The organism is Paenibacillus dendrobii (genome assembly GCF_009807035.1).
GTDB lineage: Bacteria > Bacillota > Bacilli > Paenibacillales > Paenibacillaceae > Paenibacillus_AQ > Paenibacillus_AQ dendrobii.
In genome coordinates this window covers 2375898-2390669 of record NZ_WUBI01000001.1, presented here as the reverse complement: position 1 = coordinate 2390669, position 14772 = coordinate 2375898, and the positions used below count along the sequence as shown (strand labels likewise).

At 48.5% G+C, this 14772-nt stretch carries 17 protein-coding genes and 1 pseudogene; 8 read left to right on the top strand and 10 right to left on the bottom strand.

Going from position 1 to position 14772, the window contains the following annotated elements; genetic code table 11:
• Nucleotides 1–194: 194 nt before the first annotated feature.
• On the bottom strand, nucleotides 195–425 hold the full coding sequence (locus tag GRF59_RS10415; RefSeq protein ID WP_160497495.1) for a hypothetical protein: 231 nt from the start codon (nucleotides 423–425) through the stop codon (nucleotides 195–197).
• Nucleotides 426–526: 101 nt separating this feature from the next.
• On the opposite strand from GRF59_RS10415, the gene GRF59_RS10410 reads away from it, so the two are divergent.
• From GRF59_RS10410 to GRF59_RS10390, 5 genes and pseudogenes are all read left to right on the top strand, one after another.
• Entirely contained in the window at nucleotides 527–1456 is a 930-nt protein-coding gene (locus GRF59_RS10410; RefSeq protein ID WP_202128533.1) for a hypothetical protein, read from the top strand.
• Nucleotides 1457–1477: 21 nt separating this feature from the next.
• Nucleotides 1478–2833, top strand: coding sequence for an FtsK/SpoIIIE domain-containing protein (locus tag GRF59_RS10405; protein ID WP_160497494.1), 1356 nt, complete (start codon nucleotides 1478–1480; stop codon nucleotides 2831–2833).
• A gap of 116 nt (nucleotides 2834–2949) precedes the next feature.
• Nucleotides 2950–3093 (top strand): hypothetical protein, encoded by a 144-nt coding sequence (locus tag GRF59_RS10400; protein ID WP_237391706.1) that lies wholly within the window; start codon nucleotides 2950–2952, stop codon nucleotides 3091–3093.
• 24 nt (nucleotides 3094–3117) lie between these two features.
• Nucleotides 3118–3468, top strand: a pseudogene (locus GRF59_RS10395) (manganese catalase family protein); the annotation flags it as partial.
• A gap of 151 nt (nucleotides 3469–3619) precedes the next feature.
• On the top strand, nucleotides 3620–4315 hold the full coding sequence (locus tag GRF59_RS10390) for an HAD family hydrolase (protein ID WP_160497492.1): 696 nt from the start codon (nucleotides 3620–3622) through the stop codon (nucleotides 4313–4315).
• Between the two features lie 39 nt (nucleotides 4316–4354).
• Here the strand turns inward: GRF59_RS10390 and GRF59_RS10385 are convergent, their stop codons facing one another.
• From GRF59_RS10385 to GRF59_RS10360, 6 genes are read right to left on the bottom strand one after another with little or no spacing between them, the layout of a single operon-like run.
• Nucleotides 4355–5482 carry a YheC/YheD family protein gene (locus GRF59_RS10385; protein WP_160497491.1) on the bottom strand — a complete coding sequence of 376 codons (1128 nt, stop codon included), beginning with the start codon at nucleotides 5480–5482 and terminating at the stop codon, nucleotides 4355–4357.
• On the bottom strand, nucleotides 5464–5988 hold the full coding sequence (locus GRF59_RS10380; protein ID WP_160497490.1) for a hypothetical protein: 525 nt from the start codon (nucleotides 5986–5988) through the stop codon (nucleotides 5464–5466). The genes GRF59_RS10385 and GRF59_RS10380 overlap by 19 nt, the downstream gene beginning before the upstream one ends.
• Nucleotides 5989–6019: 31 nt before the next feature.
• Entirely contained in the window at nucleotides 6020–7072 is a 1053-nt protein-coding gene (locus tag GRF59_RS10375) for a YheC/YheD family endospore coat-associated protein (protein ID WP_160498220.1), read from the bottom strand.
• A 47-nt stretch (nucleotides 7073–7119) separates the two neighbouring features.
• Nucleotides 7120–8493, bottom strand: a complete 1374-nt coding sequence (locus GRF59_RS10370) for a YheC/YheD family endospore coat-associated protein (protein WP_160497489.1) — start codon at nucleotides 8491–8493, stop codon at nucleotides 7120–7122.
• Nucleotides 8493–9617 (bottom strand): YheC/YheD family endospore coat-associated protein, encoded by a 1125-nt coding sequence (locus GRF59_RS10365; RefSeq protein WP_160497488.1) that lies wholly within the window; start codon nucleotides 9615–9617, stop codon nucleotides 8493–8495. The genes GRF59_RS10370 and GRF59_RS10365 overlap by 1 nt, the downstream gene beginning before the upstream one ends.
• Nucleotides 9618–9628: 11 nt before the next feature.
• Nucleotides 9629–10996 (bottom strand): YheC/YheD family endospore coat-associated protein, encoded by a 1368-nt coding sequence (locus GRF59_RS10360; protein WP_160497487.1) that lies wholly within the window; start codon nucleotides 10994–10996, stop codon nucleotides 9629–9631.
• Nucleotides 10997–11158: 162 nt separating this feature from the next.
• Here GRF59_RS10360 and GRF59_RS10355 point away from each other — a divergent pair, with 162 nt between their 5' ends.
• From GRF59_RS10355 to GRF59_RS10345, 3 genes are all read left to right on the top strand, one after another.
• Entirely contained in the window at nucleotides 11159–11506 is a 348-nt protein-coding gene (locus tag GRF59_RS10355; protein ID WP_160497486.1) for a YlbF/YmcA family competence regulator, read from the top strand.
• Nucleotides 11507–11605: 99 nt separating this feature from the next.
• Entirely contained in the window at nucleotides 11606–11893 is a 288-nt protein-coding gene (locus GRF59_RS10350; RefSeq protein ID WP_202128531.1) for a hypothetical protein, read from the top strand.
• Nucleotides 11894–11997: 104 nt separating this feature from the next.
• Entirely contained in the window at nucleotides 11998–13332 is a 1335-nt protein-coding gene (locus tag GRF59_RS10345; protein ID WP_160497484.1) for a DRTGG domain-containing protein, read from the top strand.
• A 102-nt stretch (nucleotides 13333–13434) separates the two neighbouring features.
• Here the strand turns inward: GRF59_RS10345 and GRF59_RS10340 are convergent, their stop codons facing one another.
• The 3 genes from GRF59_RS10340 to GRF59_RS10330 all read right to left on the bottom strand — a co-directional run bounded on the left by GRF59_RS10340 (nucleotide 13435) and on the right by GRF59_RS10330 (nucleotide 14715).
• The gene (locus GRF59_RS10340) at nucleotides 13435–13737 is read right to left on the bottom strand and encodes a YtpI family protein (RefSeq protein ID WP_160497483.1); all 303 of its coding nucleotides are present in this window, start codon (nucleotides 13735–13737) and stop codon (nucleotides 13435–13437) included.
• 154 nt (nucleotides 13738–13891) lie between these two features.
• Nucleotides 13892–14386: a sporulation membrane protein YtrI gene (locus GRF59_RS10335; RefSeq protein WP_160497482.1), complete on the bottom strand. Its 495-nt coding sequence runs from the start codon at nucleotides 14384–14386 to the stop codon at nucleotides 13892–13894.
• A gap of 2 nt (nucleotides 14387–14388) precedes the next feature.
• Nucleotides 14389–14715: a YtrH family sporulation protein gene (locus GRF59_RS10330; RefSeq protein WP_160497481.1), complete on the bottom strand. Its 327-nt coding sequence runs from the start codon at nucleotides 14713–14715 to the stop codon at nucleotides 14389–14391.
• Between the last annotated feature and the right edge of the window lie 57 nt (nucleotides 14716–14772).

The following is a 14772-nucleotide window of genomic DNA, read 5'->3' as shown; positions in this document are numbered from 1 at the left end:
ATATACTATACAAAGTCGTATAGAGACAATCACGGGAAATGATGCCCTCAACTAGTCGTGTATGTTCTCGTTATCGGAATATGGCTGCTTTACAATAAGGTTACGACATGGCTATGTTGAATTTATTTACAAGGTGATGAACACATAAGCGTTTACTAGGTGCTAGAGAGCTTGACTTCAAGGCAAATGACGGTTCACAGGTAAAGGGTATGCAGCTTTTTGTAGCTTACACAGCCGAGAATGTCGTAGGCGAAATGAGCGATAAACTCTTTATTCGTGACGGTGTTGACCTGCCCCAATTCAAAGTGGGGGAAGTCATCGAAGTTGCGTTTAACAACCGTGGCAAGGTGGAGAGCGTCAAGCCCGCCGCCAAGCAAGCCAGCCAATAGCAAGCAGGACACCACACCGGATGGATTTTCCCCCATGGAAAATCCATCCGGTGGCAGGGTTGCCTAAGGCTAGTATTACCCTTAGGCAACTTCTGTCGCATTGTCGCAACAGTACCATGATAAGGGACGGTGACAAATTGAAGGATACACAGTCACGAAAATGGCAGATTACTCTGAACCTTAAGAGCAAAAAGCAGATAGACCTTGCACTAATCAAAAAAGAGCTGTCAGAGATAAAGGCAGTGCAGTACTACTGCTACGCGCAAGAGATTGGGTTAAAAGAACACACACCGCATATTCATATCTTTATCGCTTGTTCTTCCCCTGTACGGTTTTCAACGATAAAGCGACATTTCCCTGAAGGGCATATCGAACAGGCACGAGGGAGTTGTGAGGAGAACAAAAGATATGTTCAGAAGTCAGGGAAATGGGAAGACGATCCTAAGGCTGATACTTCGATTAAAGGAACATTTGAGGAATGGGGAGAAATGCCTGTGGAGCGCCAAGGCGCTCGCTCTGACCTTGATTTACTTTATCAGCTTGTGAAAGACGGAAAAAGCAATTTTGAAATACTAGAGGAAAATTCTGATTATCTTCTGCGACTTACAGATATTGAACGTGTACGCCAAACGGTAAAAGCGGAAGAATTTCGCACAACTTTCCGCAATATGGAAGTGACATATCTGTGGGGGCGTACTGGCACTGGAAAGACACGCTATGTAATGGAGAAGGAAGGATATTCTGCAGTTTACAGAGTCTCAGAGTACGAACATCCATTCGACAGCTATACAGGGCAAGAAACGCTCGTGCTTGATGAATACCGTTCTCAACTAAAGATTAGCGAGCTATTAAATCTGCTTGACGGATACCCTTTAGAACTTCGATGTCGATATGCCAACAAAACAGCTTGTTTCACAAAGGTTTGGATCATCAGCAATCTTGCCCTACAAGCTCAATATCCCATTATTCAGCAAGAGCAACCTGAAACGTGGAAAGCCTTATTAAGGCGTATACACAAAATTGTGGAGCTTCAACCAACGCGAAGTGGTTTGAACAAATCACATTAAATTGTGGAAAGGACACTTTCAATGAATAACATTAATCAGAATGATAAAGCCAGACGAGAACGGAATAGATTAAGAAAAGCCGCTTACTTACACTTCATAACAGGGATTAGACAGCTTATCACTATTCACAAGTGGAAAAATGTCTTTGTGGCTGCCTACATGCTAGTTGCGTCGTGTGCGTGGGTTTATCGTGGCAAGCTGCTATTTGGGCTTGATAGTGCTTTCTCACTGTTTCCTGTACTCAAAATAGCGTTTGACTGGCTTGTTGTCCTGTTATTACTGCTCGGCTTGCTGTGCCTCATATCCGTAATCGGAACACCACTAAAAGCCAAATTGTATCAAGATCGACTTATTAGCTCGGGTTTTACAAATCACAGTCACGAACCGCCTTTGCTTCTTGCAAAGTACAAACACCCAAAAAACCCCAAACTCACAATCTGGGAGTTTGATGAAAACGAAACCTCGCTTTCAACTTGGGAGAACAAGAAAGACAATATTAAAGGCGCTTTAATTGATACGATTCTCCATGTAAAGCAGAGCAGAAACGGGAGGCGTGTTATTCTTACAACCGTTTCCCCACGGTCCATGTTGCCGCCAATTCTACGCTGGCAGGACAACTACCTAAGCAAAGAAAGTTTTGAGCTTATTTTGGGCGAAAGTCTAATCGGGCGAGAAACGGTCAACCTTGCAAAAATCCCCCATATTCTCTTGGGCGGCTCTAGTGGTTCGGGTAAAAGCCTTCTGCTAAAGCTGTTACTTATGCAGGCTATGAAAAAAGGTGCAGAGGTCTATATTGCGGATTTTAAAGGTGGAGTGGATTTTTCCCGTGTATGGCACCAAAAATGTCGTATATGCTTTGATGAAAACGATCTGCTCGACCTGTTAACAAGCCTAACAAACGAATTGCAACGCCGCAAAGCTGCGTTACGTGAAGAGGAGTGTGTCAATAATGACGAGTATAACGCCGCCACATACAGCCATCTAAAGCGTATTATCTTCGCCTGTGATGAAATTGCGGAAATCCTCGATAAAACCGGATTTTCCAAAGAACGAAAAGAGCTAATTTCTCAGATTGAAAGCCATTTATCTGTCATTGCTCGGCAAGGTCGAGCCTTTGGAATGCACCTTATTATTGCAACTCAACGCCCCTCGGCTGACATTTTAAGCGGACAAATTCGCTCAAATATTGACTGCCGTATTTGTGGTAGGGCAGATAATATCTTGTCACAAATTATTCTTGATAGCACGGAAGCTGCTGAACAGATACCGAAGGACGCACAAGGGCGATTTATTACAAATACAGGGCTAATCTTTCAAAGCTATCTATTTGATGATAACGAGGTGTTTTCGAGCGGGTCGCGAGCAATCGGAGGGTAATCCCGATACGTGAGTGCGAAGGAGCAAGCCAATAACGTAGGGCAAGCATGGCTTAAGAGCACTAGATGAATCGGACAAACCTTGACATTCATAGAAATAAGGCAGAGGTGATGCCAATGCCGAAGACTGAAACGATGATGGGGCAACCATTGACCTTCGAGAAGACGATTGACGGTAAGGGAACAGTACAGGTATTCGGAAAACTTGATCTTGATAAATTCATACAGCGATTATTATCCTCGAAAGCTCTAGTCAAATAGGGCTTTTTTTGTTGCAATTTAGATATTGTCTATAAATTGACGAAGGATGCCACCGTCGAGCAGCTTGAATGTGCTGGCCTTGGCGACCATTATGCTGCTCACGACAAGGCTCTTTTCTACAATAATGCCTCCGGAGTGCCATTTACAGCCGCGTATATTCAGGCTAAAGGTGATCCGCTTGCGGATCTGTATGAGGATATCGCCGCCGAGGAGAAGGCTCGGGCTACATATCAATGGCTGATTGACATGACGGATGATGTGGATCTGCAGGATAGCCTGAAGTTTCTGCGCGAGCGTGAAATCGTTCATGCGACCCGTTTCAGGGAAGCGGTGGAAATTATTAAGGACGACCGGACGCAGAAAAGATTTTTCTGATGGAAGAAATACGGTGGTGAATCAAGGCGTTCCAGCCCCGGAGCGCCTGTTTTGTTTGGTTTACATCCTTGGAGGCTTCCCTTATGATAGGCTATAAGCAAAGCGTCTCACATGGCGCGCACATCGATGAACAGAGGGGACGATGCTAACAATGAATTCTCAAAGTAAACTGACCAGGCCGGAGGCCATGATATTTGATATGGATGGAACGTTGTTCCAAACCGAATCAGTGCTGCTGCCTGCATACCATAAGCTGTTTGATACGCTGCGCAGTGAGGGCTTATATACGTCGCCAACGCCTCCTGAAGAGCGGATGCTGGGTAGTCTTGGCATGCTGCTGGAAGATATCTGGAAGGTCGTCATGCCGGATGGAAGTCAAGAGGCCCATAACCGCGCCAATGAGCTGCTGCTGCAGCTGGAGCTGGAAGGACTTGCGGGCGGCGGGACATTATTGTATCCGGAAGTTAAGACGACTCTGGAGTCGCTGCATCAGCAAGGTGTTAAACTGTTCGTTGCGAGTAACGGACTGGAGCATTATATTGACGGAATTGTGGAAACGCATGAGTTGGTCGAGCTTTTTGATGGCCTGTACAGTGCGGGGAAACAAGGCACGCTCTCCAAAGTGGATTTGGTGAAGATGCTGCTCGAACAGGAGAAGCTGCAATCTGCTTGGATGGTGGGAGACCGTTCCTCAGATGTGGAAGCCGGGAAGAAAAACGGACTTGGCGTGATCGGTTGTGCGTATGCCGGTTTTGGCAATCATGATGAGCTGAAAGGTTCGGATGTACTTATTTCCTCTTTTCCTGAGCTGCTTGAGCTCTACAAGAAAGCGATACCGAATACATAAAGAAGAGCTGATAACGAAAAGGCCAGCTGGCCGCAGAATTTACTGCGGTTTGCTGGCCTTTTTGGATTCTGTCTTTTGTTTGTACAACCAAACGGAGTATTCAAGCGGCCTGACGATAGACTGTCGGTACATCTCGGCATCGCCGATCTGATAGAAAACTTCTCTCGCCGGTTTAGGATTGACTTCCAAAAGGTAGATCTGGCCCTTCTTGTTAATGGCCAGATCTAGAGCAAGCTCGCATAAGGCACCGTATTTGTTTTCCAGGAAAGCGGCCACCTCAACTCCGAGTCTTTCGGCCCGTTTCTCGATCTGGTGACGACTCTCCTCTTCATCAATCCATTGACTGAGCATGGAATTTAGTGATACGGCATGCCCTCCACCGTGCAGATTGGACGTGATGCTGCGCGGCGCGCCTACCCTGCCGGCAATACCGGTAAGCTGCCAGACGCCTTCTTTGTTTTTCTGTACCAGCATGCGGTAGTCGTGAACGCGTCCATTTGGAAGGTCAACCTGGATTCCCTCCTGCACCAGATATCGGTCCTTCATATTCCAGCTCTGTAAAACAGATCCGAGACGGGAGGCATGAACTTTCTGCGGCGTAATGATTTTCCGTTGTTGATTTCTTCCTTGGATATAGTAGTAATGAGTGTGTTCCTTCAGCCGTTCAATCCGCAAAATTCCGCGGCCGCCTGTTCCGTTGATCGGTTTTAAAAAGACGACGTATTTTTTTTTGAGCATGTGATGCACATCCGGCAGCCCATGATAAAGATGCGTCTCCGGGAGATATTTCTTGAATTCGGGCCTTTCCGAGAGCACTTCATATATCGTCCATTTATTCCGAAGCGGGCGGTTCAAAAACAGCAGGTGGCTGTAACGACGGCGGAACTCAAGGAGCTGCGTGAAACGGGAGCCTTTTTGGATGCGACAGCGGTCATAGATCATGTCGGGAAAAGCGCGCCATCTTCGTCCCCAGGCTCCCCGCTTGATATCATACTCTAGCGCGTAGATTCTTTGTTTGTTCTCACTGAGATCCATGGGGGTAAACACAAAAACATCTAATCCCATCTTGCTGCCTTCCAGAATCATTTTCTGGTAAATAGGCTTCTCCTCTAAATGTTTCTGATTATTCAAGTAAAGCGTCAAAATGCCTAAGACGGGAACCGACACATCGTTTCACCTTCTTTAGTCAGGGCCGCCTGATAGCGAGCCGTATTCTTGGAATTCCCTTCGAGCTGGAGGAGGATTCTGCCTGATGCTGCTTTTGTCAAAGAGGAGGCGGTTAGTCCCGCCCGAAAGCAAAGATTCAAGAAGGAGATCTGGTTGAGTCCTGCTTGACATTGTATTCTTCCGAGTCGCTCAAGTTGTTCCGTTAAAAGTGAATAACCAACTCTTTTCCGCCGGTACAGCGGATGGACGGCAATCAAAAAGGCATCCTCGCCATAATTTTCGATGAAACTTGCTCCGATCAAAACAGGACCGGTCTCTCCGCGAACCGTTGCCGTCAGCAGGGAAGTGCCAGGCTGCCGCAAGAAGTGTTCGTTTGCTTGGGCGAGCCTGACATAATCCTTGCGGACGGTTTGCTTACCGCCATGTTCAAACAGAAAACGGAGCACTCGTGAGTGCTGACGGTTCCAATCTTCGCGGGGAAGGGAGAGCAGTGACGTCACTTTCATGTTTGACTCACTTCCTTTTATATGGCAGCCTTTAGCGATTCGCAAGATATTGGCTGTATTGGAAAATACGCTCCAGCGATTTTTGGCGGATATGGGGTTCATCGAATTTCATCGGCTTGGCGTTAGCTTCGAAGAACCATATGCTGCCGGCAGCATCCACACCCAGATCCATGGACATCTCTCCATGGGCATGCCCGGATGCCTTCTCGATTTGTCTGGCGATAACGATGGCAGTCGTTTTTACCCGGTTCATGATGCCCGGGGCCATGTCTGCGCCAAAGACGATGGCGAGCATTTTATGGGGATCCTCGATGCTGCCTCCACGAGGGACATGGGTTGTAATACTTTTAGATCCAGCCATGCGCGCGCCGACTCCGGTGACGCTCCACTGGCCCTTTTCTGTCTTCTGAAGCAGAACCCGCAGGTCGAAAGGACGATTATCCACAACAGCAAGCTCAATACCTTGCTGCACAATATAAGGACTTAAGCCGGTTTCGGTTCTGATACGGGCCCAGAGACGCTGGATGTTTGCCCCCTTATAAGTGGTGCTGTTTTTAGTATTCTGGACCTTCAGACGGTATGGGAGCAGTTTGTCCTTTTGGTATCTTAGCATCATAATACCTTTGCCTGCTTTTCCGCTTTCCGGCTTCAGATAAAGGCAGGAGTAGCGTTCCAGCATTTTTTGAAGACCTGCCTCCCCCCGCAGGCGTCTCGTTTGGGGCACGAGATGTACGGTCGATTTCGACTTTTTCAGCCATTCGAACAGATGCCATTTGTTGAAAAAGTATGGGTTATAGAAATTGATTAGCGGGTGTACCAGGCATTCCTTGATTTTACGGCGTACGGCAGGTTTGAGCTCATCCTCACGCTGCGGAATACGGTTATAGATGACTTGGGGAAGGGGGAAATGCTGCTGTTCCCATTGATTATCCGCATTCAGTGTATAGCCTTTAACTTTCTCGGCAGTGAGTTTAAGGTCTTTGATCGTCACGACATAGACAGGAAATCCCATTTCCTGTCCTGTCCTGACGATATCACCAAAGTTGGACAAATTTCCCCGGAAATAACGGGGACCGCCCGACATGGTCAAAATGGCGACGACGGGCTTGCTATCATCCGCATTTACATTCGTCACTCAGAATCCCTCCTGCGGAATTTACTCAGATAAAGGCAGTGTTCGAGGATATGCTCCACAGAGGCTTTCCCTTCCGACCGCAGAGAAGGATGGCTGAATATGGAGCGGCCGGGTTTGGCATTGGCTTCAAACATCCATACCTTTTCATCCTGGTCAATTCCAAGGTCAAATCCGATTTCGCCAAGCAAATGCTGGTGGTGGAACTCAATGGCTTCAGCAAGCGTAATGGCGATTTTTTTGGCGTTCTGCAGAACTTCATCCGATCTGGAGCCGAAGGTGCGCCCCAGCGCCTGTTGAGGCGTCAGCAGCGATCCGCCGTTTTTCAGATGCGTCGTGACGCTGCCTCTTCCGGCTTTTTTGGCGCCGATGCCGACGACGACCCATTTGTTGTTTCCGTTCTTATGCATGTGAAAGCGGAAGTCGATTGGACAATTGTCGATCTCGACCAGACGAATTCCCTGTTGAATGACGTAGGAATCGAGCGAGCGCCCATGTCTGGATTGAAGCATCCGCATCATGCTGTTAAAACTGCTGAAACGTAGCAACACGTTGCCATTACCTTTGCGATAGCGTGCGAAGTATCCTTTTTTGGGCAAATAGATCAGTCGGTAGATGCCCTTGCCGAGACTGCCTCCGGAAGGCTTGTAGTAGAGAAACTGATGCCTCTCCAGCATATCCTTGATTTTTTCGGGCGTGGGATTCATGTGGGATTCCGGCACGTACAGATTGACTGTGTTGTCGTTTTCCAGAAGGCGGTATATATCGGATTTATTAAAGAAGCTCCAGTTGAAATAAGGAATTTTTCGGCGTCCAAGGCGCTCCCTTAATTGATTGATGGAGGAAGAGGTTTCGGCTTTGCGACTAGGGAGGCGGTTATAGACAACATCGGGCAGGGGAACCGTCTTGCGATAAAAGGATCCGTTATCATTGAGGAAATAACCATTGACCGTTTCCTGCTGCCAATTGATATCCCGCGGTGTGAAGGCGAAAATATAGCATTTTCTTTTTCCTTCTCTCAGCAACTGCTTAATGAATCCCGTGCGGGACGAAAACGGCTGCGAGGAATTCGTCGTCGGTCCATCCGAAAGCACGCCGATCAGTGGTCCAAGCTGAAATTCATTGTCCTGGTTTCGTATATAGATTCCGCCTGACGAAGGAACATGAATACCGCTTCTAACGGCCGATCCGAGAAAAAGATGCTTACCCTGCTTTTTGATGGGTTTTACGGCTGCATGAATCGTATCTTTGCCGAGACGGAGCTGGATGTTCTTTTTGCCGGACAGCTTTAAACTTTTCATCAGAGTATCAGAAATATAGACGACTTTCTCGGGCTGCTGCGAAAAATGAACATTACAAAAAGTCAAACTCATTAATTTACCCTCCTAAGTTGTCGAAGCAATAGATAGCGGGCATAACGGAGCGGATTTTCCGAAGCGAGAACGGCGCTGCCCGGGTCATCCCCGGCTTGCCGGATCGAAGTGCGTCCAGGCTTGGAGTTGACCTCCAGCAGCCATATGTTCCCTTTCGTATCGATCCCGAAATCGATGCCCAGTTCTCCGAGCCTGCCATAATGACTTTCCAGAATCGGCGGAATGGTCTCTGACAACTGCCGGAGCGTTTCCGTCATATGTTCTGCCTGCTTAGCTCCGAATTGTTCGCTTAGATACGGCAGGACGGGAAGGGCTTTTCCGCCGCCGTGAAGGTTGGAGGTCATGCTTCCCGCGGCGCCTTCCCGGACGGCCATGCCGGTACGCATCCACAACCCTTTCTCATTTTTCTGCATTAATACCCTGACATCAAATGGTTTGTCGTTTCTGCCGTACAAATGCAGAAACGGCTGGATGATATAATCTCGTCTTGCAGTAAACTGCCGAATCCAGTTGAAGGCCTCGTCTTCTCCGGCGAAGGTACTCTCCACATGCCGATTCGCAGAATCCCTAGCCTTGATGAGAATGGATCCCGAGTTAGGGTGGAACCGAACAAAAATCGTGTTTTTGCCCTGGGAGCCGCCTTTGGGCTTCAGAAACACTTCTCCTCCATACGCTCTCAGGCTGCTCATCAAGGTTTCCTTCCCGCGATAAAAAGAAGTCGGAGGCAGATAGGGTTTCAGGCAGGATTCCCTTTTGAGAACCTGATGCACCCGCCATTTACCTGGAAGCCCCCTGGACCAGAGTACCCACCGTTTGGAGTCACGGGCTTCAGCCAGCAGGCTGAGAGCTGCCGTGAACTCCTTTCCGCTGTGGAATAGGCACCGATCATAGACGATATCAGGAAAAGGAAACCGCTCATGATGCCAATCGCCCCGGATGTACATGAAGCCATCAACGAAGCTGCGGTCTATCGCTGCATCCTCCGGACAAAAGACGATAACCCGAATTCCGTATTTTTTTCCTAGCACGGTTAGTCTCCTGCAGTATCCTTCATCGGAGAATGGCGGATTGCCGGTTCGGCTGCAGCACATGATGCCAAGCGTGCCTATCTCTATGCTTTTCATGGCATCCCTCCTTAGAAGCCTGACAAATAGCAGCAGTATTCCAGCAGCCTTTTGACCGAGGGCCTGATCTTGGTTTCGTTCAGCGGGGTGTTGTCGTTTTTGGATGGCTTGGAGTTGACCTCCAGCAGCCAAATCTTACCGGAGACATCCATCGCCAAGTCGATGCCGAGTTCTCCGAAATGCGCTGGGATCAAATTATCGATTCCCTTGGCAACTTCCAGAGATGCCCGTTGAAGCTTGATATAAGCTGTATTTTTGACTTCAGCGGGGAGCATGCATTTGCTTACCGCGTCTTTGACGGTACTGAGTGTACCGCCACGGGCCAGATTTGAAACAAAATGGTTCCCGCCCGCGGTGCGGGCTACAATCGAGGTCACATTCCAGGTGCCAAGACCGTTTTTCTGAACCAGTGCCCGGAAGTCGATCGGCCTCTTGCCGTGATCGATCAGTGTGAGGCCCTGCTGGATCTGAAATCGTGTCGTTTTCATTTTGCCGGATATGCCTGCAAACAACTTGGTTAAGTTTGGATATGACTGCCTGCGGGCACCGCCCGTGGAAGTGGCCAGTGTCTGGAAAGTTCCGTCCTGCTGTTTAGCGATGCGGATGATACCTTTACCCAAACTGCCGCGTACCGGCTTCAGAAACACGACCGGATAGTGGGAGCACATTTTTTTGAGAATGGTAAAACCATTCAGCAAATGGGATTCAGGCATAAATCTGGCAAGGGAGGAATCGACCTTAAGCGTGTCAAAAACCTCGTTTTTGTCCAGAAACCTTTCATTGAAGACATGGGCGCCATACCTGGATTTTACTTCTTTCATAAAATGCTGTACGCTAGGTTTATTCTCCATTTTGCGGGTCGTGAGACGGTTATTGACGACATCCGCGATGGGCATCGCCGTTTGGCGCCATCCGTCGTCATATACCCAGCCATGTATACTGTTTGACTCTTCCTGGATTTGATCCGGTGTAAAGAAGTATACATATGCCCCCTGCTTCCGGCAGGCGTTTACAAGCTCCCGGCAAAACATGGATATGGAGCCGAACGGTTTATCGGGCTGATCGGGATGATCCCGGCTGATGAGCACGCTGATCAGCGGCCCGATCCTGAGTGTACGGCTCGATGAATTGTAGGTCGCCCTCAGTACCGGACGAGCATAAAGCCCCATTCGGCGGGCCAGAGGCTCACTGATTCGCAGACCGCTGTATTTGGCTGCGGTAATAACGGTGATCTCTTGTCTGAAGGAACCAAATGCCAACTGCAGAGGACGGTCGGTAGGAATTTTCCACTGTTTGACCAGCTTCTCTCCGAGTACAATGGCGTTTTCCTTAAAAGCGCCCGGAGCGAACATTTGGACCGGTAGCATTTTTTTGGACATCGTGGATCTCCTTCCAACAGCAACTTGATGTCTACAGGGCAGATAAGGAGCATCTGCATTTTGCATGTAATGCATCATATGAGGACATATATCCCTTGGTGATTGACCCATTTTTTAAAAAAAGGGATTTGCAGCTTTCATTTTTTAAAGGAGGAAGGACACATGAATATTTACGACAAAGCGAATGAATTGGCGAAAGCCCTTAAAGAAAGCGAGGAGGTTCAGGATATCACATCGGCCATGAGCCTGATTGAGAAGGATATCGAAAGCAAAAATATGCTGGATGATTTCAGAAACCGTCAGATGGAGATTCAGCAGCGGATGATGTCCGGCGATATGCCTTCCCAGGAAGAGATGGAAAAGATGGAGAAGCTCTTCGATGTGCTTAGCCTGAACCTGAACATTCGCCGCTTGTTTGATGCCGAACGACGCCTCAGCACGATTATTGAGGATATTAATAAAATGATCTCCGACAGCCTTCAAGGACTATATGGCGGCCAAAGCCTGTAATTTATAGTTCTGAAGGATTTTTCTTGTAACTTGTCTCATATTTTCGGTTAGCCCTTCATAGAGTAGAAATATAGATTCACTTGAGAAGGAGCTGCCGTGATGAAAAAAAGAAACAAATTCAAGCATTCCATGTATCTGATTCTGGCGTTGGCCATGCTGGTGTATGCTCTGCCTTTGATTTCGTTCAGTGGAGGTTGGTCATGGGCATCGGCTTTCGGTGTGGTGTGGGCCTTATTCGCTTTTCTGGTCATTGGAGCCCATTTGCATTACTTGCTTGGTGTGGATGAAGAGAAGCAAAAGGCGCTCGACCGCATCAAGGCAGCCAAACTGCGTCAATGGCAAATGAAATGGCCGGAAGAACCTCAGCGCAGACAAGAAAATATGTAACGGAAAAAAAGCTGGGCAGCTGCTGCTTCAGCTTTTTTTGTATGGAAGAGAATGCTATTATATAGATACAGAGTGGTACAGTTAGATCTATGGGGGTGTAACAGTTGGAAGGCCGCGATGATGCGATTACAAAGCACGAACAGCTTTTGCTGCATATTGAAGGACTAAAGGTAGGGAGCAAAATTTCGGTCCGCAAGCTGGCGAGGGAAATGTCAGTTAGCGAAGGTACGGCCTACCGTGCACTCAAGGATGCGGAGAATCTGGGAATTGTCATTACAAAAGAACGGATCGGAACCGTGCGGGTGGAGAAGAAGCCGCGCAACATATCCGAGCAGCTTACCTTTGCCGATGTCGTGGATATCGTCGAAGGACATGTGCTCGGCGGGGCTGACGGGCTTCATAAAAATTTGCATAAATACGTGATTGGTGCGATGAAAGTCGACGCCATGGTCCGGTATATTGATGCCGGCAGCCTGCTGATCGTCGGTAACCGCGATAATGCGCATACGCTCGCTTTGGAACAGGGCGCAGGCGTGCTGATTACCGGCGGATTCGGCACCAGTAAAGAAGTCAAGGCATTGGCCGATCAGTTGAACCTGCCGATTTTCTCATCACGCCATGATACGTTTACCGTTGCGTCATTGATTAACCGCGCGATCTTTGACCGGCTGATCAAGAAGAAAATCATGATCGTGGAAGATATCGTGGGCAGCAAACCGAAAATCCATGCGCTGAAAATGTCCAGCACCGTAGGCGAAAGCATGGCGCTCTCCGAGCAAAAGGGGGATCCGAGGCTTCCCGTTGTTGACGAGTGGAACCGGGTTCTCGGTATTGTAAACCGCAGCGATATGAGAAACCTGCCGGATGAACAGAGCATCGAGAAGGTGCTGATCCGCAATCCGGTGACGGCTACGCTCCAGACTTCGCTGGCTTCCGCCGCGCAGCTGATGATGTGGGAAGGCATCGACTTTTTGCCGATTGTTGACCGCAACCGCAAGCTGGTGGCGACCGTTTCACGCAAGGAAGTGCTGCAGGCGATGCGCGATGCGCGTAAACAGCCTCAGCTTGGAGAAACGTTTGACCATTTGATCTGGAACGGTTTTGCGGATGAACGGGATGAGGAGGGACGCCTCTTTTTCCATGGGTTCATTACGCCGCAGATGGCGACGGACCTTGGAACGATTTCCGAAGGGATTCTGACGACGGTCATGACGCAGTCTGCGCTTCGTGCTGCGAAGGACATGACGGGTAATGATTTTGTGCTGGATAATATGTCCACCTATTTCGTGCGTCCGGTTCAGATTGAGGACCCGGTTGCCGTGATGCCGAGGTTGCTGGAAGCTAGCCGGCGAACATGCAAATTGGAGATCGAGATCATGCATATGGACAGTCTGGTCGCGAAGGCCGTGCTAACGCTGCAATCGATTGAACATGGATAATGCCATGCCCGATCGCTCTAGATAAAGAATGAAATAGGCTACGAATGATAAAAGCCGGACGCTCCATATAGGAGTATCCGGCTTTATTGGTTAGGCAAAGAATTACATGCTGTTCGATTTCATACGGCGGTAGTAGCCGCGATTTCGTATCCCGGCAAAAATATTGAACGCGCCAAGCACCAGGAAAACCGCTTCAATAACGACGGCGACCGTCGAGCCTCTAAAAATAAACATGAAGATCAACGCAAGCACGACAAGCATGATCCCCATAAAAATATTCGTCACAGCCCCGTACAAGCCTCTTTCGCGCGCATCCTTCGCACGACGGGAACGGTTGCTGTATAAAGCGGCGCAAATGCAGGCGATGACCAGCAGCGCAAATAGCAAATAGCGGATGACAACCATGTGATGCTGCAGCTCCTTCTCTATATATCCATAAATTCGGGCAGTTACATAAAGTGAACCAAAGTCTGCTTGTCCACATCTCGATCAATACGGCGGACAATGAGACGTTTTTTCTTTAGTTCATTTTATTAAGTAGCATTATTGTAACATGAAATTATGGATTCCGCACTTGAACGGTATGGACATCAACCCAGATCTGGAGCATGCCCTCCATCAGCAGCATCGTCTTGATTTCAACGGAATATTCCTTGTCGCGCACCTTATAGATTTTCTGCTCAAGTAGGGTGCGTACAACCTTGCTGTAAGTATCGATTTCAAATACGTTTTGTCCCCGAAGGACGCTTAAATCCTTGCCCAGCTGAGCGATAATAGCTTTTACGACAACCGGATCGAGCGGAGGATCTTGCTGCTCATTACGGATTTTAATCTCCCGAATAACGGTCTGCTGATTCCTGTATTTCTTTAATGTTTTGTTATCTTCTTCGTACTGCTTGATTTGTGTTTCCAGATCCTGATTGGACACCCATAATAAATTGTAACTTGTATGGAAGACAACGTTATAGGCAACGCTGCCGACGACGACACCCAGCACGAATACAGCTGCGATCTGCGAAATGTGGCGGTAGCGTTTAAACGGCGGAATCCTCATGGCTACTCCTTACCGCCGCATACCCATTTGACCAGCTCACTGCCCATATGCGCCCCAAGAAAGGCCGATACCAGGAATAAAATCTGCTTGATTGCCGGAGACATATTTCCTCCCAGAAAATTGCTTTCGATGACCCTCATGGGATCGATCGTCCCGCCAACTGCTGCGGCCAGTGCCCAAATCTTGATCCGGTCTGCAACGTCAAGCATGGTTTGGGTTGGCGGCTGCAGCGAAATGACGGCACCCACGCCTCCGACCATGGCACCTCCGATCACAATACCGAAGGCAATGAAGAAATCCAGAATTGCTTTGGATAAAAAAGTGCTCATCAAAATCCAGTCCTTTCGCAAGGGGCACTAGCGTACCGCCTGTCCGATGATCTCCCT